At 61.6% G+C, this 21,451-nt stretch carries 19 protein-coding genes and 1 tRNA gene; 10 read left to right on the plus strand and 10 right to left on the minus strand.

Features of this window, described 5'->3' with window-relative positions:
* Nucleotides 1–188: 188 nt before the first annotated feature.
* The 4 genes from hlyD (at nucleotide 189) to ACUZ9Q_RS03295 (ending at nucleotide 5,370) form a co-directional block, all read left to right on the plus strand.
* On the plus strand, nucleotides 189–1,184 hold the full coding sequence (gene hlyD, locus ACUZ9Q_RS03280) for a secretion protein HlyD (protein WP_192113910.1): 996 nt from the start codon (nucleotides 189–191) through the stop codon (nucleotides 1,182–1,184).
* Complete coding sequence (locus ACUZ9Q_RS03285) at nucleotides 1,181–3,022, plus strand: ATP-binding cassette domain-containing protein (protein WP_449247317.1); 1,842 nt, start codon at nucleotides 1,181–1,183, stop codon at nucleotides 3,020–3,022. Before hlyD ends, ACUZ9Q_RS03285 begins: the two co-directional genes overlap by 4 nt.
* Before the next feature lie 63 nt (nucleotides 3,023–3,085).
* On the plus strand, nucleotides 3,086–4,213 hold the full coding sequence (locus ACUZ9Q_RS03290) for an ABC transporter permease (RefSeq protein ID WP_449247318.1): 1,128 nt from the start codon (nucleotides 3,086–3,088) through the stop codon (nucleotides 4,211–4,213).
* Nucleotides 4,213–5,370 (plus strand): ABC transporter permease, encoded by a 1,158-nt coding sequence (locus ACUZ9Q_RS03295; RefSeq protein ID WP_192113913.1) that lies wholly within the window; start codon nucleotides 4,213–4,215, stop codon nucleotides 5,368–5,370. The genes ACUZ9Q_RS03290 and ACUZ9Q_RS03295 overlap by 1 nt, the downstream gene beginning before the upstream one ends.
* 94 nt (nucleotides 5,371–5,464) lie before the next feature.
* Here the strand turns inward: ACUZ9Q_RS03295 and ACUZ9Q_RS03300 are convergent, their stop codons facing one another.
* Entirely contained in the window at nucleotides 5,465–6,208 is a 744-nt protein-coding gene (locus ACUZ9Q_RS03300) for a potassium channel family protein (protein ID WP_227118658.1), read from the minus strand.
* Between the two features lie 161 nt (nucleotides 6,209–6,369).
* On the opposite strand from ACUZ9Q_RS03300, the gene ACUZ9Q_RS03305 reads away from it, so the two are divergent.
* Nucleotides 6,370–6,861 (plus strand): hypothetical protein, encoded by a 492-nt coding sequence (locus tag ACUZ9Q_RS03305; RefSeq protein WP_252209408.1) that lies wholly within the window; start codon nucleotides 6,370–6,372, stop codon nucleotides 6,859–6,861.
* A gap of 120 nt (nucleotides 6,862–6,981) precedes the next feature.
* Here the strand turns inward: ACUZ9Q_RS03305 and ACUZ9Q_RS03310 are convergent.
* The 4 genes from ACUZ9Q_RS03310 to ACUZ9Q_RS03325 all read right to left on the minus strand — a co-directional run bounded on the left by ACUZ9Q_RS03310 (nucleotide 6,982) and on the right by ACUZ9Q_RS03325 (nucleotide 9,508).
* Nucleotides 6,982–7,057, minus strand: a tRNA-Thr gene (locus ACUZ9Q_RS03310).
* Between the two features lie 110 nt (nucleotides 7,058–7,167).
* Nucleotides 7,168–7,761: a ribosome biogenesis factor YjgA gene (yjgA, locus tag ACUZ9Q_RS03315; protein ID WP_449247319.1), complete on the minus strand. Its 594-nt coding sequence runs from the start codon at nucleotides 7,759–7,761 to the stop codon at nucleotides 7,168–7,170.
* 10 nt (nucleotides 7,762–7,771) lie between these two features.
* Entirely contained in the window at nucleotides 7,772–8,665 is an 894-nt protein-coding gene (locus ACUZ9Q_RS03320; protein ID WP_449247320.1) for a 4-hydroxybenzoate octaprenyltransferase, read from the minus strand.
* A 9-nt stretch (nucleotides 8,666–8,674) separates the two neighbouring features.
* Complete coding sequence (locus ACUZ9Q_RS03325; protein ID WP_449247321.1) at nucleotides 8,675–9,508, minus strand: MogA/MoaB family molybdenum cofactor biosynthesis protein; 834 nt, start codon at nucleotides 9,506–9,508, stop codon at nucleotides 8,675–8,677.
* A 213-nt stretch (nucleotides 9,509–9,721) separates the two neighbouring features.
* On the opposite strand from ACUZ9Q_RS03325, the gene queF reads away from it, so the two are divergent.
* The 5 genes from queF to ACUZ9Q_RS03350 all read left to right on the plus strand — a co-directional run bounded on the left by queF (nucleotide 9,722) and on the right by ACUZ9Q_RS03350 (nucleotide 15,901).
* A complete protein-coding gene (queF, locus tag ACUZ9Q_RS03330; RefSeq protein ID WP_192113672.1) occupies nucleotides 9,722–10,225 on the plus strand; it encodes a preQ(1) synthase in 504 nt (167 codons plus the stop codon).
* A 170-nt stretch (nucleotides 10,226–10,395) separates the two neighbouring features.
* On the plus strand, nucleotides 10,396–12,153 hold the full coding sequence (locus ACUZ9Q_RS03335) for a lipid II flippase MurJ (protein WP_449247322.1): 1,758 nt from the start codon (nucleotides 10,396–10,398) through the stop codon (nucleotides 12,151–12,153).
* A gap of 40 nt (nucleotides 12,154–12,193) precedes the next feature.
* Entirely contained in the window at nucleotides 12,194–13,336 is a 1,143-nt protein-coding gene (locus ACUZ9Q_RS03340) for a hypothetical protein (RefSeq protein WP_323390624.1), read from the plus strand.
* A gap of 9 nt (nucleotides 13,337–13,345) precedes the next feature.
* Nucleotides 13,346–14,719 (plus strand): signal recognition particle-docking protein FtsY, encoded by a 1,374-nt coding sequence (gene ftsY, locus ACUZ9Q_RS03345; protein ID WP_449247323.1) that lies wholly within the window; start codon nucleotides 13,346–13,348, stop codon nucleotides 14,717–14,719.
* 57 nt (nucleotides 14,720–14,776) lie between these two features.
* Entirely contained in the window at nucleotides 14,777–15,901 is a 1,125-nt protein-coding gene (locus ACUZ9Q_RS03350; protein WP_449247324.1) for a glycerol dehydrogenase, read from the plus strand.
* A gap of 105 nt (nucleotides 15,902–16,006) precedes the next feature.
* Here ACUZ9Q_RS03350 and clpB read toward each other — a convergent pair whose 3' ends face one another.
* The 5 genes from clpB to ACUZ9Q_RS03375 form a co-directional block, all read right to left on the minus strand.
* Nucleotides 16,007–18,610, minus strand: a complete 2,604-nt coding sequence (gene clpB / locus ACUZ9Q_RS03355; protein WP_192113667.1) for an ATP-dependent chaperone ClpB — start codon at nucleotides 18,608–18,610, stop codon at nucleotides 16,007–16,009.
* 81 nt (nucleotides 18,611–18,691) lie between these two features.
* Nucleotides 18,692–19,009, minus strand: a complete 318-nt coding sequence (locus ACUZ9Q_RS03360) for a chaperone modulator CbpM (RefSeq protein WP_449247325.1) — start codon at nucleotides 19,007–19,009, stop codon at nucleotides 18,692–18,694.
* A 115-nt stretch (nucleotides 19,010–19,124) separates the two neighbouring features.
* A complete protein-coding gene (locus tag ACUZ9Q_RS03365) occupies nucleotides 19,125–20,117 on the minus strand; it encodes a DnaJ C-terminal domain-containing protein (RefSeq protein ID WP_449247326.1) in 993 nt (330 codons plus the stop codon).
* A 222-nt stretch (nucleotides 20,118–20,339) separates the two neighbouring features.
* On the minus strand, nucleotides 20,340–20,915 hold the full coding sequence (locus ACUZ9Q_RS03370; protein WP_297893083.1) for a hypothetical protein: 576 nt from the start codon (nucleotides 20,913–20,915) through the stop codon (nucleotides 20,340–20,342).
* Nucleotides 20,915–21,451: a GNAT family N-acetyltransferase gene (locus tag ACUZ9Q_RS03375; protein WP_449247327.1), complete on the minus strand. Its 537-nt coding sequence runs from the start codon at nucleotides 21,449–21,451 to the stop codon at nucleotides 20,915–20,917. Before ACUZ9Q_RS03375 ends, ACUZ9Q_RS03370 begins: the two co-directional genes overlap by 1 nt.

Consider the following 21,451-nt stretch of genomic DNA (forward strand, 5'->3'; position numbering starts at 1 on the left):
TGCATTGCAGTTCCGCTCTTTTTGCTTGCACCACAAACCCGCTGAAATCAACTATTCTATTGCATGTGCTGCGCAGCATGGACAAGGCCCCCTCCACTGGCTATTCTGGGTGACAGCGGGGCGCATGGCCCCGGCATAAAACTGTCTGGCGCGGCAACCGCTTGCGGCGATTGCGAGCAGGGAGGAATATGGCTGTCCCCCGTAAGGTTTTGGGCCTTGGCGCGGCTTTGGTTGTGCTGCTGGCTGTTTTTCTGTTGTGGCAGTGGCTGCGGCATGATGGCGATCAGCTTGTGTTGTACGGCAATGTGGACATACGGCAGGTTGACCTGAGCTTTCGCGTTAACGGGCGCATTGCAAGTGTGCTTGTTGACGAAGGCGATGCCGTTGCCCCCGGTCAGGCTCTGGCCCGGATTGACGATGATCTGCTGACTCAGCAGCGCGATCAGGCCGCCGCAGAACTTGAAAGGCAGCAGGCCTCCCTGTTGCGTCTTGAGCGCGGCTACCGCGTGGAAGAAATTGCTCAGGCCCGCGCTGCGGTGAGCGGCTCTGCCGCCCTGGCTGAAAACGCGCAGATCAACCTGAACCGCGTGGCGGCCATGCGCGTTTCCAACGCCATTTCGCAAAAAGACCTGGACAACGCCCGCGCCCAGTACAGCGAGGCCAGCGCCAAGCTGCGTTCCAATCAGGACCAGCTGGACATGCTGCTTTCCGGCTACCGGGAAGAGGAAGTGCTGGCGCAAAAAGCGGCTGTGGCCGCTGCCGCCGCAGCCCTCAATCATGCGGAAATCCAGTTGCGCGATGCCGTGCTTGCCGCTCCGCAAAAGGGCATTGTACTCACCCGCGCCCGCGAGGCCGGGGCCATAGTGCAGGCCGGGCAGACCGTGTACACCCTCACCCTTACCGACCCCCTGTGGCTGCGGGCCTATGTGGACGAACCCAATCTGGGGCGCGTCAAACCCGGCATGCCTGTGAAGATTCTGGTGGACGCGGCGCCGGGCAAAAGCTTTTCCGGCACGGTGGGCTTTATTTCGCCCACGGCGGAATTTACCCCCAAGACCGTTGAAACGCGCGAGGTGCGCACGGCTCTGGTCTATCGGCTGCGCGTGCAGGCGCAGGATCCGGAAAACGTCATGCGGCAGGGCATGCCCGTGACCATCATTTTGCAGGATACGCCCGCGCCATGAGCGGCCGCGCCCCCGATGCCCAGGCCGTCTGTCTGGAGGGGCTGGTCATGCGCTTCGGCAAGGGGCGCGAGGCCGTCACCGCTCTGGACGGCGTGAACGCGGTCATCCCCGCCGGGCGCATCACCGGGCTGGTGGGGCCTGACGCGGCGGGCAAAACCACGCTCATGCGCATTATGGCGGGTCTTATGCCGCCAAGCGAGGGGCGCGCAAACCTCTTTGGGCAAAGCCCGGCAGAGCTTATGCGCAGCCAGCCCAACAGCATTGGCTACATGCCGCAGCGCTTTGGCCTGTATGAGGATATTTCCGTCATGGCCAACATGCGGCTGCATGCCAGTCTGCGCGGGCTTGAAGGGGCGGAGCGCGACCGCGTGTTTGAAAAACTGCTGGGATTCACCAGCCTGGCCCCTTTTACCGAGCGTCTTGCGGGCAGATTGTCTGGCGGCATGAAGCAGAAACTGGGCATTGCCTGCGCCTTGCTGGGTTCGCCACGCCTGCTGCTGCTTGACGAACCCGGCGTGGGCGTTGACCCGCAATCGCGCCGCGAACTCTGGCGCATGGTGCAGGATCTGAGTCAGGACGGCATGACGGTTGTGTGGTCCACCGCCTATCTGGACGAGGCCGAGCGCTGCCCCGGCGTGATTATGCTGGACAGCGGACGCGTACTGTTTGCCGGGCCGCCGGAGGAACTCACCGCTCGGGCTGAAGGGCGGGTTTTTCTGCTGCGGGCCGATGTGGGGATGCATAAAAAGGAGCTGGCCCTCTGGACCATGCGCCCCGGCATTGAAGATGCCCTTATCCAGGGCAGCCGCATCCGGCTGGTGCTGGCGGCAAATGCCCCTGACGATCTGCGGCGCGAGGTGTTGGCCCGTGGCGGCGAGGCCGTGCCCCCACGGCTGGAAGACGCCTACATGAGCGCCGTGGGCGGCATCAACCAGAGCCCTTCGCCCTACGGCAAGCTGCACGTGGCCCACAACGGCGGCAACCACTCCGGCATTCAGGGCAGTGATGATGGTCGTATTGGTCTTGCGTCCTCGGCTGCTGCTTCGCAAAATGTGGTTTTGCCTGCTGCTCCCGCTGATTCAGGCCCGACTTTTTCCATCTCGGCCCGCAACCTCACCAAACGCTTTGGCGCATTTGTGGCCGCACGCGATATTTCCTTTGATGTGCGCCCCGGCGAGATTTTTGGTCTGCTCGGGCCCAATGGGGCGGGCAAGTCCACCACCTTCCGCATGCTCTGCGGGCTTTCGCGTCCCACATCCGGCAGTTGCGCCGTAGATGGGGTAGACCTGCTGAGCGCGGGCAGCGAGGCCCGCTCGCGTCTGGGCTACATGGCGCAGAAGTTCTCTCTGTACCCGGATATTCCCGTGCGTGAAAACATCACCATTTTTGCCGAGCTGTACGGCCTGTCCAGGGAGCGGCGCAACGCCCTTTTGCCCGAACTGGCCGAGGCGCTGGAATTGCAGCCCTATCTGCGCAGCCGCACAGGCTCATTGCCGCTGGGGCAAAAGCAGCGGCTGGCTCTACTGTGCGCTACCCTGCATGAGCCGCCCGTGCTGTTTCTTGACGAGCCGACCTCTGGCGTGGACGCGCGCACCCGTAGGGATTTCTGGAAGCACATTTCCGCCATGACCACAGCCGGGGCCGCCGTGCTGGTGACGACCCACTTCATGGAAGAAGCCGAATACTGCGACCGCATCGCGCTGATCTATCGCGGAGCAATGATCAGCATGGGAACGCCGGACGAACTCAAGGCATCCTGTACCGAGGTGGAAGACCCCACGCTGGAAGAAGCCTTTATCGCCAGCATTGAAAAATACGACAGGGAGCATCCGCAGTAGCCGCCTTGCGCGATTTTTTTGCAAACCGCTGCTGCCGGGAGATACAACCAAGAATCAGGCCCTATGCTACGCAACATCTGGTTACGACAGTTATTTGCCCTTGTGGGCAAGGAATTTCAGCAGATCGTGCGCGATCCTTCGTCCTATCTTGTGGCCGGGGTTTTGCCGTTCATTTTTCTGCTGCTCTTTGGCTACGGCATCACGCTGGATGCGGGCGTGCTGCGGCTGGGCGTACTGAATCAGAGCGGGGGGCGGCATTCGCTGAGCCTTGCGGCGGATTTTGCCCATTCCCCGTGGTTTGCCACGCGGCCAGTGGGCAATATGGCCGATGCCGGGCGCATGATGCGCGATTCTGTGGTGCAGGGCATACTGGTGATCCAGCAGGATTTTGACGAGCAGCTTGAGCGGGGCAGCGCCGGGGCCGTACAGGTGCTTGTGGACGGGTCAGAGCCCAATACCGCCCAATACATCCAGAATTACAGCCAGGGGCTGATTGTGTCCTGGCAGCGCACGGCCTTACCTGATGGCGTTGCAGCAGCGCTGCCCATCAATATTCAGCCGCGCTTCTGGTACAATCCTGCCGCCAAGAGCGTGCAGTTTCTTGTGCCGGGGGCCATCACGGTCATCATGACCCTTATCGGCACACTGCTGACCTCCCTGGTATTTGCGCGCGAGTGGGAGCGCGGCACCATGGAGGCCATGTTCGCCACGCCTGTGAGCCGCATGCAACTGCTGCTGGGCAAGCTGATTCCGTATTTCTGCATGGGCATGTTCAGCATGGCCCTGTGCGCGGTGGCGGCGGTGACGCTTTTTGCCGTGCCCTTTCGCGGCTCCCTGTGGGTGCTTGTGTTATTGTCGTCCGTATTCATGCTGAGCGCGCTGGGGCAGGGGCTGCTGATTTCCGTAACCCTGCGGGGGCAACTGGTGGCTGCTGAAGCGGGATTGTTCTCCGGCTTTTTGCCCGCATTGCTTCTCTCGGGCTTCGTATTTGACATCAACAGCATGCCGCCCGTGCTTCAGGCCCTGACGCGGCTTTTGCCCGCCAGCTACTTCAATACCTGTTTGCGTACCATCTTTCTGACCGGGGACGTGTGGGGCGTGTTTGGCCCCAGCCTGCTGTTCATGGGGCTGCTGGCCTCGGTATTGCTGGGGCTGGTGTACCGCAATCTTGTCAAAAGGCTGGATGCGTGATGGCAAGAATAACGCTGCCCCGTCTGAACCTGCGGCGTATGGCGATCATTGTGCGCAAGGAACTGCTGGTGCTGCTGTGCAACAAGGTTTCGCGCATGCTCATTATCGTGCCGCCGCTCATGCAGATTGTGGTGTTTGGCTGGGCGGCCACCATGGAAGTGCGTAACGTGGACGTGGCCGTGCTTAATCAGGACAGCGGCAACTGGAGCCGTGAGATCGTGCGCAGGCTACAGGGGTCGCACACCTTCCGCAGCGTGACATTTCTGGATGGCGAGGCGGATATCCGCCCGACCATCGAGCGGCAAAAGGCCCTGTTTGTCATGGTGTTTGATGATGAATTTTCCCGCAGGGTCGATGCGGGTGCGCCAGCGCAGATGCAGGTGATACTTGACGGCAGGCGCTCCAATGCGGCGCAGATTGCCTCCTACTATCTTGAAACCATTGTGCGCGGCATTGGGGAATCCACGCCACGGGGGAAAATGGCGCTCGGCGCTGCAACTGACGCAGGCGGCGCACCCAAGCTGGACGTGCGCGTACGCTGCTGGTTCAACCCCAATCTGGAATTTCAGTGGTTCTTTTTGCCCAACCTTATAGGCATGCTGGGCTTTATGCTGGGGCTGGTGGTGACGGGGCTTTCCGTGGCGCGGGAGCGAGAGGTGGGCACCTTTGACCAGTTGCTGGTTTCCCCGGCCACGCCTACGGAGATCGCCCTTGCCAAGCTGGTGCCGGGCTGTCTGGTGGGGCTGGTGCACGGCACAATTTTTCTGCTTATATCCGTATTTGGTTTCGGGGTGCCGTTTACCGGTTCGCTGGTGCTGCTCTATGTGGCCATGCTGGTTTTTGCCATGGCTTCGGGCGGTGTGGGGCTGATGGTCTCGTCGCTTTCGGCCACGCAGCAGCAGGCGTTTCTGGGGGCCTTTACCGTTGGGGTGCCGTGCATTCTTATTTCCGGCGCGGTCACGCCCGTCATCAACATGCCGCCATTTTTGCAATACGCCAGCCAGTTGAACCCCATGCGGCATTTTACCACCATTGTGCAGGGTGTTTTTCTCAAGGATATTACCGTGGCTGCGGCAGCGGTGAGCCTTGGCAAGATTGCCTGCATCAGCGCGGTGGCGGTGGGCGTTGCCGTGTGGATGTTCAAGCGCAAGGCCTGAGCGGGCGGCCTGATGCCCCTCATAGGGGTACGAATCAGGCTGGCCCTGTGCTGATGGCCTCTGGCGTGAAGCTGTTGCGGAATCAGGCGAAGGGTCAGGCTTCCGGCGGTTTCTTGGCGGAAGATGATTGCGGAGAGCGCGCAGGCAGCGGGGCAGGCTTTTTTGTGGGGGCAACGGCGTTACGGGGCGTGCGGTGGGCCCTGCCCACGATAAGGGCAATAACCACAATGGAATAGAGGTAGCCTGTAAATCCCACAAGCACTGTGGCATTTTTGGCAATCCAGGTTTTTGGCGTTATGTCGCCGTAGCCGATGGTGAGGATGGTCACGTAGCTGAAATAAAACAGATCGTTAATGGCCTGATCGCCCGGCCCCAGCCCGGAAAAAGAACCCGGCTGGTGGAATTCAATGGTCAGGAACACGAAATAGCCGCAATAGCCAATGAGCAGCAAACCGCACACCGCAGCATACACAATCTTGGTAGTAACCATCTGCGCATGGGATATTTGCCGGAAGACTTCAAACATTATGCTGCCGAAAAAACACAGATAGAGCATCAGGGTTTCTTCTTTCAGGCTATCGATAAAGAACAGATCCAGGGCGCGGCCCACAATGAGCAGCGCGCCGAAAAACAGAGCAAGGCGCATAATGCGCGGCCTGAATTCAAAAAGCACAAGGGCCGCAAGCAGCTGGATTGGCAGATAGATTGCCTGCGCAATGCCACGGTAGATGTTGTCCGGAAACAGGATGTTCAGGATAAACACGCACCACAGCGAGAGCATGAGCAACTCAAAGCGGATTCCATAAAGTCGGGCGCGCATGGCTCGTAGTTTCAGCATACTATCCTCATCGCGCGCATACTACAGGTATGAATCTTCCCCGGCAAGAGGGCGCGCGCTCCTATCGCGCAGATATCCGCCAGGTATCCGCAGCATGGCGTGTGGACAGGCGGGAAGGAGAGCCGTACACTCCGGCATCCTGGAATGTAACGGAGATTGCCATGCCCCAGAATTTTATCCGGCTTGTTATGCGGGGCTTGCCCCTGATTGTGCTGACGGTTCTGCTTGCAGCGCAGGCGCAGGCCGCGCCCCTGACAACGAAATATTACAGCCTTGATCTGCCTGCGGACTGGGTAGTGGTGAACGGCCCCACCAAGGTGCAGGAAGCCGTGCAGGTCGTGATGGGGCAGAAGGAGCACAAAAGTTCTGCGCTCATCATTGTGGGGCCTGCCAACTCTGGCGAGGCCGAGCAGGCCGCCAGGGGCAATGCCAAACGCTTGCAGGGCTCGACGCCTGTTCTTCGCAGCAATGGCCAGTGGGAATTTACCTTTGAGCAAAAGGGCGTGAAGGGCTACGGCATTGTGCGTGAGGATGCGCAGTCCAAACTTTTGCTCATGCTTGTGATCAGCGGCGATGCGCGCATGGCAAACTTTGTGTACAGCATGCGCGGCCCATACCGGGCCTTGATGCCGCAACCGCCGCAGCTTCCCTGATGTGCAATTTTTATGATTTCGGGCCGTCCGTATGGGCGGCTTTTTTTATCTTAAATCCCAGTCAGGCGGGGATACAAAAAAAGGACTTGCGGATTACTCCGTAAGTCCTTTGATGTTTTGTGGAGCCCTTGAGCAGGATTGAACTGCTGACCTCATCCTTACCAAGGATGCACTCTACCGACTGAGCTACAAGGGCGTAGCAACGAAGAAAGCTTCTATCCTAACCGTAGGTGATCGTCAAGTATTCCTGCGCAATTTTTTTATTTTTATGAAAAAGCACAGGGTTGGGAGGTAAAATCACCGGGATTACGCTTTCAGCATTCCGTGGATGGCGCGGAAAAGCGCGCGCCGGGCCTGCGGGGAGGTGTTCTCCGCAGCTTCCTTGCGGGCGGCGAGGGTCATGGTCAGGAGTTCATCCTGACCTGGCAGAGCTCCCTTGCCCGATGCCTGCGCTTCTTCTGCGTCGTGCTCCGGCAGTGCCCTTGCGGTCAGCAGGGTTTCCACCAGACCCGCAAGTTCGCCCTGGTCAGCGGTCAGCAGACGGTCGCGCCACTGCTCCGCCTGATGCAGGGCGGCTGTGGCGGCTGCGGAAACCTCGCGGCGGGCATCCAGCATGGCGCGGATGGGCGCGGGGTCAATCTCGCGCATGACGCGGCCAATAAACTGCATCTGGCGGCGGCGGCCTTCGTGGTCGCCTATGCGGGCGTATAATTGCAGCGCTTCCCTGAGGTCTGCGGGCAGGTCAAGGTTTTTGACTTCCTGCGGGCCAAGGCGCGTCAGTTCTTCGCCCATGTTTTGCAGGGCAAGGCTCTGGCGTTTTTTTTCAGAGCGGCTGGGCGGCAAGTCAAAGCCTTCCGCCTCCTCGCTGGATTTCCATTGGTACTGTTTTTTGCGCGGCATTGCCTCTCCGTCAGATATAGATGCCCAGCAACACGCCAGCCAGTACGACCGGCGAAATGATGCCGTTGATGGTAAAAAAGGCCGTGTTCACATGGCGCAGATCCTGCGGCTTCATGAGCCTGTGCTCCACAAGCAGCATGACGCTGATGCCGAACCACACCACGTACCAGGGCCAGGAAAGCCCGGCGGCAAAGCCCGCCAGCAGCAGAAAGATGGACGTCATGGCGTGCGAAAACGCGGCCAGCGTCAGGGCTGTATCCGGCCCGAAAGAAGCAGGCACGGAATGCAGCTCAAAGGCCACGTCAAAATCCATGTCCTGAAACGCATAATAGATGTCAAATGCCGCTACCCAGAAAGTGACGGCCCAGAACAGCAGCACAGGCGCAAGGCCAAGGTTTGCGGGATTGACCGAGAGCCAGCCAGCAAGCGGGGCAAGACCCAGGGTCGCGCCCAGCCAGAAGTGGCACAGGGCCGTAAAGCGCTTGAGCATGCTGTAGATGGCCGCAAACAGCAGCGCAGGCACGGAAAGCCACAGGCAGACAGTGTTCAGCGCTGCGCAGGAGGCAATAAAGATAACTGCCATGAGCGCGCAGAAGGCCCATGTCTGGCCCTTGCTGATGACGCCCGTGACCAGGGGGCGGCCCTGCGTGCGCGGGTTGTCGCGGTCAAAGGGCAGATCTGCCAGCCGGTTGAAGGCCATGGCGAATGAGCGCGCCGCGATCATGCCGATGGTCAGAAAAATCAGGCTGCGCGCAGAGGGCAGGCCGCGTGCGGCCAATACCGCCCCTGCCCAGGCGTAGGGCAGCGCAAAAATGGAATGCTCAATCTTGATCATCCGGCAAATGTCGCCAAACTGGCCAAAAGGCGTGGAAAGCCTCATGCCGGAATGCGGAAAAAAGCCCATGTGTTCTCCTTAACCGCCGCAGTCGGCGGGGTCGCCCTGCAATTTGGCAAGGGCGTGGGGCAGGGCGGGCAGTACGGCGGCAAGGTTTTCCACAACGGCCTTGCGGCTGCCCGGCAGGTTGATGATGATGCTTTGCCCCAGCGCGCCCGCCGCCGCGCGCGAAATAACCGCGTGGGGCGTTTTGGCAAGGCTGGCGGCCAGCATGGCCTGAGTAAAGCCCGGCAAGGGCGTATCGAGCAGGGCGGCAGTGGTTTGCGGCGTAATATCGCGCGCCGAAAGCCCGGTGCCGCCGGTGGTGCATATAAGGTCAAAACCCTGGCTCAGGGCAAGCTCCGTCAGCAGGGCGCGCAGTTGCGCGGCTTCATCCGGCAGCAAAAATCCCTGGCTGTGGCTCAGCGGCATGGCGGAGCCGACCATTTCAGCAATGGCGGGGCCGCTCAAATCCAGCCGCTGGCCGCGCGCGCCTTTGTCCGACAGGGTTATCCATGCAAGGCTGTAGCCGGTTTTTCTGGCGGTTACTTCCAGCGGGCCTTCGGGCAGATCAGTCAGGGCGGTCAACAGCAGGCACTCCACCGCGTGGCTTGCCTGCCACGGTTCCTCACCATTGCCGCCGGGGTTTGCCGTGTTGGGCGGCAGGGGCATCCAGGCGCGCCCCGTAACCTTGAGCAGGGCTGTGCCGCAGGCCCCGCAAAAGCATGTGCCCACCCGCAGGTGGGGCATTGCCCACGGCTCGGGTGTCATGAGGCCGTGACTGCGGCAAAAATCGGTATCCGTGGCGGCAACAGGCAGCAGGGGCAGACATTGGCCCCGCTTGCAGGCGTGTACGTGCAGCAGGATATTCATACGTTGCTCCGGGGAACTGGCCGATGGATGGTATCGGATTGGAGTGGGCAATAGATTATTGTAGCCGCAAGCGCAATGGGTTACAAGTCCGATACGCGCCTGCGTTTGCGCAGCCAGTGAGGCCTTTCGCCCGCGCATGCCGCGTCCGCCGCTTAGGCGGCCCCCCAACGCTGCACGGCAGCGTCATTCCCGTGTATTTTAAGGAGTATCCCCATGAGTACCCGCAGCCAGGATCAGACCCAGGACCTGAAGGTTCTTGGCACAGGCCGCCTTCAGTCCCCGGAGGGCGGCCCCAGCGTAGCCCTGCTGGAGGCCTTTCCCAACTGCTTTCCCCAGCGCCCCTATGTGATCAGCATCAGCTTTCCCGAATTTACCTCGCTCTGCCCGGTGACCGGCCAGCCCGACTGCGGCACCATCACGGTGGAGTACATTCCTGATGAGCTGTGCGTGGAATCCAAGAGCTTCAAGCTCTATATGTTCGCCTTCCGCAATCACCAGTCGTTTATGGAAACCATCACCAACAACGTGCTGGAAGACCTGCGCACCCTGCTCAATCCCTGCTGGTGCCGGGTCAAGGGCCTGTTTGCGCCGCGCGGCGGCACGCGTATCCATGTGTTTGCCGAAACTTTCAAGGACACCATGCCCGAAGAGCAGAACCGCCTTGTGCGCGAAGCCGTGGCCGCGTGGAAGTCCGAACCCGATCCGCACCGCCCGTAGTTGCGGCTTGTTTGTTCCCGGCGGCTTTGTTTTGTGAGCAAGGCAAAGCCGCCGGGAGTAGAAAATTTTTGGTGCAGGCAGTTTGCTGTTCACGTGTTTTGACCGGCGCGCCCCAGAACTGCCCAGCGGTGCGCTGCCCTGATTTTTTTGCATGGCTGAAACGAGGAATAATGATCGCTTCTGAAAGCGGCTGCGCGCACGGCGAAGGTGGTGAATCCCCCTCATCTTGCGCTTCCGGCCCTGCCGAGCACGGCCCCGGGTATTCTGGCGGCATCGCGCGCACGGCGGCTCTTTTGGGCGGCTTTGCCCTTGTTTCGCGTGTGCTCGGCCTTTTGCGCGATATGAGCATGGCCTGGCTTGTGGGCGGCGGCGCTGCCGCCGATGCGCTGGTGGCTGCCATGCGGCTGCCCCATGTGCTGCGCCGCATGCTGGGCGAAGGCTCGCTTTCCATGACGCTGACGGCAAGCCTTGTGCATCTGGAGCGTATGGGCGCATCACCCGGTCATGCCGTGGCGGCGGAGCGCAGCCGCAGCATGCGCCTGCTGGCCCGCGCCCTGGCTGTGAGGCTTGGCCTTGTGCTGACCCTGCTCACAGTGCTTGGGCTGGTGGCCACCCCGTGGCTTACGGATATTCTGGCTCCCGGTTTTTGTGGGCCGGAACGGCAGGAGGCCATATACCTGCTGCGTATCTGCCTGCCCTATACGCTGGCGGCTGGTATGGCGGCTCTGGGCATGGCTCTTTTGCACAGCCTTGGCGTGTTCTGGCTGCCCGCTGTTTCTCCTGCCCTGTTCAATATTGTCATTCTGTGTTTTGCAGGGGCGGCTGCCCTGGGCCTGCTGCCTGCGGCTCCGGCTCTGGCCGTGGGCATGCTTTGCGGTGGAGTCGCACAGTGGCTGGCGCAGTGGCTGGCCGTGCGGCGTTTGTTGCCGTTGCATAATGCCGGGCCTGCCGATGGGCCGGGTGCAGCGCCGGGCAGCGAGAGCAGGGATGCATCCACGCTGCACTGCCGCGCGGCATCCCTCGCCTGGAACTGCATTGGCCGTCTGCCCGCGGGCCTGCTTGGGGCATCCGCACCGCAGCTTGCCATGCTGGCCGCCATGTCTCTGGCGTCCAGCCTTGGCCGGGGGCAGGTGGCTGCCCTTTATTATGCCGAACGGCTGCTTGAACTGCCCCTTGGACTGGTGGGCGTGTGTCTGGGCATGGCCAGCCTGCCCACTTTGAGCCGCCTTGCCGCTGCCAGAGAATTTTCGCTCTTTGCAGATCAGTTGCGCACGGCCCTGCGTTTGACCCTGCTGTTGAGCCTGCCCGCCGCCGCAGGATTGTGGGCCGTGGGGCCGCGCTTGGTGGAAGGCCTGCTGCGGCACGGAGCCTTTGGCGACAATGCCGCCTACGAAACTGGCCTTGCCCTGTGGGCCTATTTGCCGGGGCTGCCGGCCTTTGCCGTCAACCGTTCCCTGCTGGCAGCCTGCAACGCGCTGGGCGAGGTGCGGCGTACGGCAGTCAGCGCCGTATGGGCCGTGGTTGCTACGCTTGCGGTCGGGGGCGCACTGGTCCATAGTCTTTCGGGCAGTCTTGGCGTCATGGCTCCAGCACTGGCCGTGAGCCTTGGCCTGTGGCTGCAATGCGGCCTGTTGCTGTGCATTCTGGGCAGGGCGTTGAAAAAAAGTTCCGCTGGCGCGGCATCTGCCAGCGTTTGCCTGCCCCCGGCGGGGGCGGTGCTGCGGCAATGCGCCGCTGCTGCGGCCACGGCCCTTGCCGCATGGCAATTGCTGAATCAGTTGGACGGGCGCGGCATATGGCTGGGGCTTGCCCTTGCCATCATTGGCGGCGCAACGGCCTGGGCTTTTTGTCTGTTTGTTCTGCGCGATGCTGACGCCCTTGCGGCTGCCCGCGCACTGGCGCACCGTCTGCATGGCAGGCCACACTAACAGTAAGGAGCGCGGGAGCGTGTTTCTCGCGGCAAAGCATATGCCCAATATCTCACACGTTCTGCGCCGCAGGCTTGCCCTGGCTGTTTGGGTGGCGGCATTGCTGCTGTTCCTGCTGCTTGGCGTCTGGAACGTCAACGAGGACAGGCAGGAGGCGGAAAACCGCCTTGGCAGCGAGGCCGGACGTACCGCAGCGCAACTGGCGGCCCTGCTTTCCCTGCCAGCCTGGGAGCTGGACGAACTGACCGCCCGCACAATCGTTATGGCGGCCATGACCGATGAATCCATTTACGCCATCAAGGTGCAGACGCCGCGTGGCATGCTGGAAGGGCAGCGGCGCAACTACCAGTGGGAACCCATTCCCTGGGACGATGAAATTGCGGAAAACAGCGTGCAGGGCATGAATCCGCTCAAGATGGAAGGCCGCCCCGTGGGGTCGGTGGAAGTGTACCTTTCGCCCCGCATCACTGATGAAGATCTGGCCCAGAAGGCCCGGCGGGAAGTGGCGCGCTTTTGTCTTTCCGCCCTGTTTTCAACCCTGGTCTTGCTGGCCCTGCTCTGGCACTGGGGCGATCTGGCGCGCCTGAAAGCCTTGTTGCTGGAGCGTACTGCGCCGCGCGGCACTGCGGCGTCCGGCGAACCTGCTGCTGATTCCACCCCTGCGGCATCAATGGAACCCGGCCTTGCAGATATTTTTGAATCAGGCTCCGCTTGCGACAGCGCCACCCCCGGTCATGCGCCCTCACCGCAGCCAGCCGCCGAAGCGCAGGGCGGGAGCGTCGCGCCCCTGAGCGAAGATATCGCAGCCGGGGCAGTTGTGAGCGCCGAGCTTGGGCGGGCTTTTTTGTTGCGCCGCCCGGAAGCCTGGCGCGTTACGGCTGGCATGTTCGGCAGAACGTTTGCCCCTGCCCCTGATCTGCTGCTGCGCCTCTACACGCTGGAAGACGCGGACAACCTGTGCCGCCTTGGGCGGATTCTTGAAAAAGCGGCGCCCTGCGTGGGCGCGGAGCGGCTGGCCTCTGCCGCGCACGCGATGCAGTGGGCCGTAAATGATTCGGACGCAGCCTCTGCGGCTCAGGCCGTGGAAGAATGCGTGCTGGCGCTGCGCGAAGTACTGGGCGCGCTGGAAGGGCAAACGGCCCGCAAGGAAAGCAAGCCCTCGGTGCAAGAGGGCGGAAGATAAGGAGATCATATGGGTTTTTTCTCTGCCATAAAAAAGATGTTCGGCGGCGCGGAAGATGCGGCCAATGCGGCGCAGGAAGTGCCCGCAGAAATTGACGCAGCCGCACCTGAATCCCTTGCAGAACCTGCTGCGAAACCAGCGGCAGAATCCGCTGCCCGGCCTTTTGCGGCATCTGCCGCTGATGAGGCTCTTACCCTGCGCCTGCGCGAGGCTGAGCCACGGCTTTCCGTATGGCTTGGCATTGTGCTTGAGGGCGTGGATGAAGCGGGCGACCTGCTGTGGCAGCGTCTGTTCTTCTTGCTGCGCGCCCTTGATGCCCCGGAGGCCGAAGCGCAGAACTTTGTGCGCGATTTTCAGGAATGGCTCACCCGCATGGATTATCGGCAGGTGGAGGAATTCCGCTCTGAATTACAGTACCGTCTGGCTCTCGCCCTTGATATGGAAGACGAAGAGGACGAGCGCAACCGCCTGTTTCTTAAGATCAGTCAGGGCCTTTCGCGCACCCGCGAGCAGTTTTCCAAGGGGCTGGACGCTCTCTTTGCCGGGCATGGCGAACTGGACGACGCCTTCTGGGAAGAGCTGGAAGAACTTTTTATCATGGCCGATCTTGGCTACGAACCCTCCATTGAACTGGTGGAGCGTCTGAAAGAGCGCGCCCGCAAGGAAAAAGTTACGGAATCCACCAAGGTGCGCCAGTTGCTCATGGCCGAAGTGGAAGAGATATTTCGCGCGCCGCGCCGCATTGCAGCCGTTAACCAGCCCGAAGTTGTGCTGATGATCGGCGTCAACGGCGTGGGCAAAACCACCACCATTGCCAAGCTGGCCCACCGCGACCGCATGCAGGGCAAAAAGGTCATGATTGCTGCGGCAGATACCTTCCGAGCTGCCGCCATCGAGCAGTTGCAGGTTTGGGCTGGGCGCGTGGGCGCGCTGTTCCATGCGCGCACCGCCGGTTCCGACCCTGCCGCCGTGGCCTACGAGGCTATGGATCGCGCGCTTCAGGAAGGTGTGGACGTGCTCTATGTGGATACGGCTGGCCGCTTGCAGACCAAGGTCAACCTGATGGAGGAGCTGAGCAAGATCCGTCAGGTGTTAGGCAAAAAACATGCGGGCGCGCCGCACCGCACCATTCTGGTGATTGACGCCACCACCGGGCAGAACGCCCTTTCGCAAACCAAACTGTTCAAGGAAGCTGCGGGCATTGATGAACTCATCATCACCAAGCTCGATGGCACGGCCAAGGGCGGCGTAGCCATTGCCGTTGCCATGCAGCACCACCTGCCCATCACCTATGTGGGCCTTGGCGAAAAAATGGAAGACCTGCGCCCCTTCAGTGGCGAGGATTATGCCCGCGCCCTGCTGGGCGTGAAGGAAGACGCGTAGGCCCGGTCAGGATTCAAACCTGCAATGCCGGCCCGATTGCCGGAAGCGGAGCATGCCATGAGAAGAGCGTTTATCTGTCCGTCCAAGTATGTGCAGGGCGAGAACGAACTGCTCAACCTTGGGTATTTTGTGCGGCAGTATGGCACAAAGGCCTTGCTGGTAGCCACGGAAAGCAGCGTGAACAGGGTGCGCCAGACGCTGGATGCCACAGCGGCCAAGTTTGGCGTGACCTTTGTGGAAACGGAATTTCAGGGCGAATGCTCGCGCGTTGAAATCGCCCGCCTTGGCGAGCTGGCGCGCCAGCATTCCTGCAACTGCACCGTGGGGCTTGGCGGCGGCAAGGCGCTGGATACGGCGCGCTGCGTGGCGGCGGGGCAGGGAGTCATTGTGGTGCCCACCACAGCGGCAACGGACGCGCCCACGAGCCACTCCGCGGTGATCTACACGCCAGACGGCGAAATGGAAGACTACGCCTACTTTCCCCGCAATCCCGATGTGGTGCTGATGGACGTTTCCATCATTGCCGCCTCGCCGGTGCGCTATCTGGTATCGGGCATGGGCGATGCCCTTTCCACCTATTTTGAGGCGCGGGCCAACGTGCGTTCGTGCGCTCCCGTCAACGCGGGGCTGCCCTGCGGCGCGCGCACGGGCGACTGCCCCCCGGCCAGAGGCACCCTTGCCGCGCAAACCCTTGCCGCCACCTGCTACCGCACCCTGCTGGAAGACGGCTACAAGGCCGTGCTGGCCTGTCAGGCCAAGATGGCGACGCCTGCGCTGGAAAACATCATTGAAGCCAACTCCCTGCTTTCCGGTCTGGGCTTTGAGAGCGGCGGCCTAGCGGCAGCTCATGCCGTCCACGATGGTCTGACCGCACTGGAAGAAACCCATACCTATCTGCACGGCGAAAAGGTCGCCTTTGGCACGCTGGTGCAACTGGTGCTGGAAAACGCCCCCACGGAAGAACTGGACGAAGTGCTGGGCTTTTGCACCTCGGTGGGCCTGCCCGTGTGCCTGTGCGACATCGGCATTACGGACATCAGCCCGGAAGCCCTGCGCAAGGTGGCCCGCAAGGCCTGCCTGCCCGAAGAATCCATCCACGCCATGCCCTTTCCCATTACGGAAGAGAACGTAGCCGCGGCCATTATGGCGGCGGATGCTCTGGGCAACGCATTCAGAAGCTGAACGCATTTGCGGATCAAGCCTGCAAGACGATAGTGTGCTCAAAAAAAGGGGGATTCCTGTTCGGAATCCCCCTTGTATCTGGGTTGGGTGTCAGCCTTGCGCCGTTTACTCGGCCCGGAAGGTCAGCTTGTCGTCCGTGGCGTCCACAGTGACGCACTGGCCGTCGCGGATTTTGCCGCCCACCAGCTCCTTGGCGAGCGGGGTTTCCACAGCCTGCTGCACATAGCGCTTGAGGGGCCGCGCGCCGTACACAGGGTCATAACCTGCATCGCCAATAAACTTGCGGGCCGCATCAGTAAGCTCAAGCCTGATCTTGCGGTCTTCAAGCCGCTTGCGCAGCCGGTTGACCTGAAGATCCACAATGCGGGCAATCTGGTCGCGCCGCAGGGGCAGAAAGACCACGGTTTCGTCCACACGGTTGAGGAACTCGGGGCGGAAGTGCGCCCGCAAATCCTCCATGACCCTTTCCCTCGCGCCTTCCTTCAGCGAGCCGTCGGCAGAGATGCCGTCCAGCAGGTGCATGGAGCCGATGTTGGAGGTCATGATGACTATGCAGTTGCGAAAGTCCACCGTGCGTCCCTGGCTGTCCGTTAGGCGTCCATCATCCAGCAGTTGCAGCAGGGTGTTGAACACATCGGGATGCGCCTTTTCAATCTCGTCAAACAGGATGACGGAGTAGGGCTTGCGGCGCACGGCTTCGGTAAGCTGACCGCCTTCGTCATAGCCCACGTATCCTGGAGGCGCGCCGATGAGCCGCGACACGGAGTGCTTCTCCATGTATTCGCTCATGTCGAGCCGCACCATGTTGTCTTCCGTATCAAAGAGCGCCTCGGCCAAAGCCTTGGAAAGCTCGGTCTTGCCTACGCCCGTGGGGCCAAGGAAGATGAACGAACCTGTGGGCCGCGCCGGGTCGGAAAGCCCCGCGCGGGCGCGTAGCACGGCATCTGCTACGGCTGTAACGGCCTCGTCCTGACCCACCACGCGCTCGTGCAGCTGGTCGCCCAGGCGCAGCAGTTTTTCGCGTTCGGATTCAAGCAGGCGCGTTACCGGAATGCCCGTCCACTTGCCCACAATCTCGGCCACATCGTCGGGGCGCACTTCTTCCTTGAGCAAACGCGGGCCTTCGTGTTCCGAACCAGCGCCGGATGCTGCGGCCAGCTTCTTTTCCAACTCAAGCAGTTTGGAGTACTTGAGCTCGGCGGCCTTGTTGAGGTCGTAGGCGCGCTCGGCCTGCTCAATGGCAAGCTTGGTCTGCTCGATCTGCTCCTTGATTTCACGCACGTGGTCGATGGAGCCTTTTTCGCTCTCCCACTGTTTGCGCATGTTGGCCTGCTGGGCGCGCAGGTCTGCCAGTTCGTTTTCAAGCTTTTCAAGGCGCTCGCGCGAGGCGGCGTCTGTTTCGCGGCGCAGGGCTTCACGCTCGATTTCGAGCTGCATGACTTTGCGGTTCACTTCGTCCAGATCAGCGGGCAGCGAGTCGATCTCTGTGCGGATCATGGCCGCGGCCTCGTCAATGAGGTCAATGGCCTTGTCCGGCAGCTGACGGTCGGTGATGTAGCGGTGCGAAAGCACCACCGCTTCAACAATGGCCGAGTCGCTGATGCGCACGCCGTGGTGCACCTCGAAACGTTCTTTCAGCCCGCGCAGGATGGAAATGGCGTCTTCCACCGTGGGTTCTTCAACCATGACGGGCTGGAAGCGGCGTTCCAGGGCCGGGTCTTTCTCAATATATTTGCGGTACTCGTCCACAGTGGTTGCGCCGATGCAGTGCAGCTCGCCGCGCGCCAGCATGGGCTTGAGCAGGTTGCCCGCGTCCATTGCGCCTTCTGTTTTGCCTGCGCCCACGATGGTGTGCAGTTCGTCGATGAACAGAATGATCTGCCCCTCGCTCTTTTCCACTTCGTTGAGCACGGCCTTGAGGCGTTCTTCAAATTCCCCGCGGTATTTTGCGCCAGCGATGAGCGCGCCCATATCAAGGGCAAAGAGCTTGCGGCCCTTGAGGCCCTCCGGCACGTCGCCCTTGACGATGCGGAAGGCCAGACCTTCCACGATGGCGGTTTTGCCCACGCCCGCCTCGCCTATGAGCACCGGGTTATTCTTGGTGCGGCGCGAGAGAATGCGGATAACGCGGCGGATTTCGGAATCGCGGCCAATGACCGGGTCCATTTTACCCTGACGGGCTGCTTCCACGAGATCGCGGGCATACTTGGTCAGCGCTTCAAAGGTGTCTTCGGGGGTGGCGCTGGTCACGCGCGCGCCGCCGCGCAGCTCTTCCATGGCTGCCACAAAACGGGCGCGGGCGATCTTGTATTCCTTGAAAACTTCGCCAAGCGGCGAGGAGGGCGCAACATCGGTAAGCGCGGCAAACAGGTGGTCAACGCTTACGTATTCGTCCTTCATGCGGTTGGCTTCGTTCTGCGCATCGCCCAGAATTTTAGCCAGCCGTTGGGTAATCATGATCTTGTTGGGGTCCATGCCGCCGCCGGAAACAGACGGCCGCTTGCGCAGCGCGCCCTCGATGGCAACGCTGAGGGCCTTGGGCTGCACGCCCATCTGTTCCAGAATGCGCGGCACGATGCCGTTTTCCTGCTGCACAAGGGCCAGGGCCAGATGCTCGGCATCCGTCTCCTGATGGCCCATGCCTGCGGCAATGCTCTGGGCCTGACCCACAGCCTCGCGGGCTTTATCCGTAAATTTGTTGATGTCCATAAGCTTCCTCCACACGCGCCCGCGCTGCGGCGGGCAAAATTTTGTTATTTCTGGCCGGGAGGCTGCATGCGCTCAAACCGGCTATTCGTCTTCAAAATGCTGCAGGCGTTGCACCCTGCGTTCCAGAGAATCTATGCGCTCCAGAAGATCCACAATAATAGTGCCGCCGAGCACGGGCAGCTCAAAGTCGCAACAGATGCGCTCAAGCTTGCGTACACGGTAGATGTCTACATCGCGAAAAAGGAAATCCTGCGCCGCGCTGGTGCGGGCTTCAATCCAGCCAAGGCCCACCAGTTCCTGAAGCCGCTCCGGCGCAATGCCTGTGGCTTCAATGAATTCCTGCCAGACCATGACCGTTGAAGGCACGGGCAGTGAAGGTTTTTTCGGGGTCATGCTCATTTGTGTCCTCCACCAGTAACCGTATCGGTTGCCGCCTGCGGCGGCGCCGCTGGAATATGCATGCAAACCCTGCGCAGCCGCCGGGGGTGCCCGCTGGCGGCTGCCTGATTGTTCCCTACGAGCGGGCCTTGAATGTTGATATCTCGGCCAGCTTGCTCCACAGGTCGCGCTCTTCATCCGTGATCTGGGCGGGAACCCGAATCATGATCTTTGCCAGCAGGTCTCCCCGCTTGTCGCCAGCGCCCAGGCCCTTGCCGCGCAGGCGGAACTTGCGCCCGGAGCTGGAGCCTGCGGGAATCTGCATTTCTACGCTGCCTTCAAGGGTGGGCACTTCAACCCGCGCGCCAAGAGCTGCTTCCCACGGGGCCAGGGCCAGATCGCATTGCAGGTTGTCTCCGTCCACCTTGAAAACATGGTGGGGCAGATAGCGCACCCGCAAAAAAAGGTCGCCCGGCGTGCCGCCCGGCGCAGGGTCGCCCTGCCCGGCGAGGCGCAGTTTTGCCCCTTCGCGGATGCCTGCGGGCACGTTGACCTCAAGAGTCTTTGAACCTGCGGGCATGTTGATGGACACGGAGCGCGGGCCGCCGCGCAGCACTTCTTCAAGGCTCAGGGCCAGCTCTGCTTCTACATCGCGGCCACGCCGCTGACGGGACGAAAATCCACCAAAGGGATCAGGGCCGAAATTGGCCCCGCGTCCGCCACCTTGTCCGCCCATCTGGCCGCCAAAGGGGCCGCCGAACTGAGCGCCGCCGCCAAACTGGCCACCGCCGCCAAACAGGGTTTCAAAAAAGTCTGAAAAGCCCGAACCGTCAAAATTTTTGCCGTTGAACGTGAAATGCACATTCTCAAAGCCCGGTTCGCCCTGAAACTGCTGGCCGTGCTGCCAGTTGGGGCCAAGCTGGTCGTACAGTTTGCGCTTTTCCGGGTCTTTGAGCACTTCATAGGCTTCGTTGATTTCCTTAAACTTCTCCTCTGCCTGCTTGTCGCCGGGATTGAGGTCGGGGTGGTATTTGCGGGCCAGCTTTTTGTAAGCCTTGGAGACCTCCTCGGCTGACGCTGCGCGCTCTACTCCCAGAAGTTTGTAATAATCCTTGTACGATACTGCCATGATGCGTGCTCCCCGTCGGGTCGTTTCCTTGACGTGCGTCCAGAATACACCTGTTCGCCACGCCTGCCCATAAAAAGTAATATCGGGCCGCGCATCGTCAATAGGCAAATGCCGTGTTTTTGTCTGGCATTACGCGGGGCTTTCCATAAATAACAGCAAAAGCCCCCGGCCGCCCGAACTGGGACGGCAGGGGGGTAAAGGCATGGCAGTGACAGGGAGGCCCTACGGCAGCAGCGGGCCGCGTGAGCCGATGGTGTAAAAGTTGCGGCCCACGCGGGAGGCTCCGTTGAGCAGGGTGCTGCTCAGGCCCAGATAGTCCGTTTCGGCGCGCGAGCCAGCAAAGTCGGCGTTGGATGCAGATTCCGCCGCCTGGTCGCGCAGGCTCCAGGCCCGCATGTCTTGCGCGTGTGCTCTGCTTTGCCCCTGCTGCTCGGCAGAGAGGGCGTCCAGTTCGCCTCTTTCTGCGGTGTCCAGGGTTTTATCCAGCGTGGAGCCTGCATCGGTCTGTGCTCCTGATGCCCCGGCCTGAGCGCGTTGCGCACCGATGATGCGGGCCGCCTCCTGCCGTTTGGCCTGCGCCGCTTCGTAGCCTGCGCGGCGTTCCTGCCGGGCGGCCTCGTCTGCCGCCTGTGCGCTCAGTTCCGCCTGCTGGGCGTTGCGGGCCGCAAGGTCTGACTGGTATTCCGTCTGCTGTCGGCGGGTTTCTGCCTGCTGCACGGCGCTCACGGTTCCGGCTGCTGCCCCGGCAAGGGCCACGGCGGCGCTGATCATGGCAGCGGTGCTGGTTGCTATGGCCATTAGCTGTCCTCCTCTATTGTTCCTGCTGCCCTGGCTGGCGCTGGCGGCAGGGTTTTGTGCCAGATAGTTTCCGTGGGCCGCGCCCCAAGGCGGCGGTAGAGGGCATGGCAGGGGCGGGACGCTGGCGAGCTGTACTGCACAAGGCTCACGCCGCGCGCCGCAAGGGCCGCCTCCGCATGGCGCAGCAGGCGCAGGGCAAACAGGCCGCCGCGCGCCCAGGGGGCAAGATACAGCCCATCCAGAGCCGCCAGCAGGGTTTGCGGGCAGTGCGGGCAGGCCACCAGGGTAAAGGCGGCGTAGCCCGCCAGTGGAGCGCTGGAGGTAGCGGAGGCTGCGCCTTGGTCGGCCTCGGGCAGTCCGCGCGCGGCGCTGATGTGCAGCATGCCCAGCCGTTCAAGACTGGCATAGCGCTCATGGTCAAGGCGGTAACGCTGTGCGCCGTGCAGGGCGGCTTCCACCTCATCCCAGTGGGCGGCGGCGAGTTGTTCCGCTTCTGCGGATACCTGAGAAAATGTTTCTGTTGTTAAGGTCAGCAT

This window comes from Desulfovibrio desulfopostgatei (genome assembly GCF_053570645.1).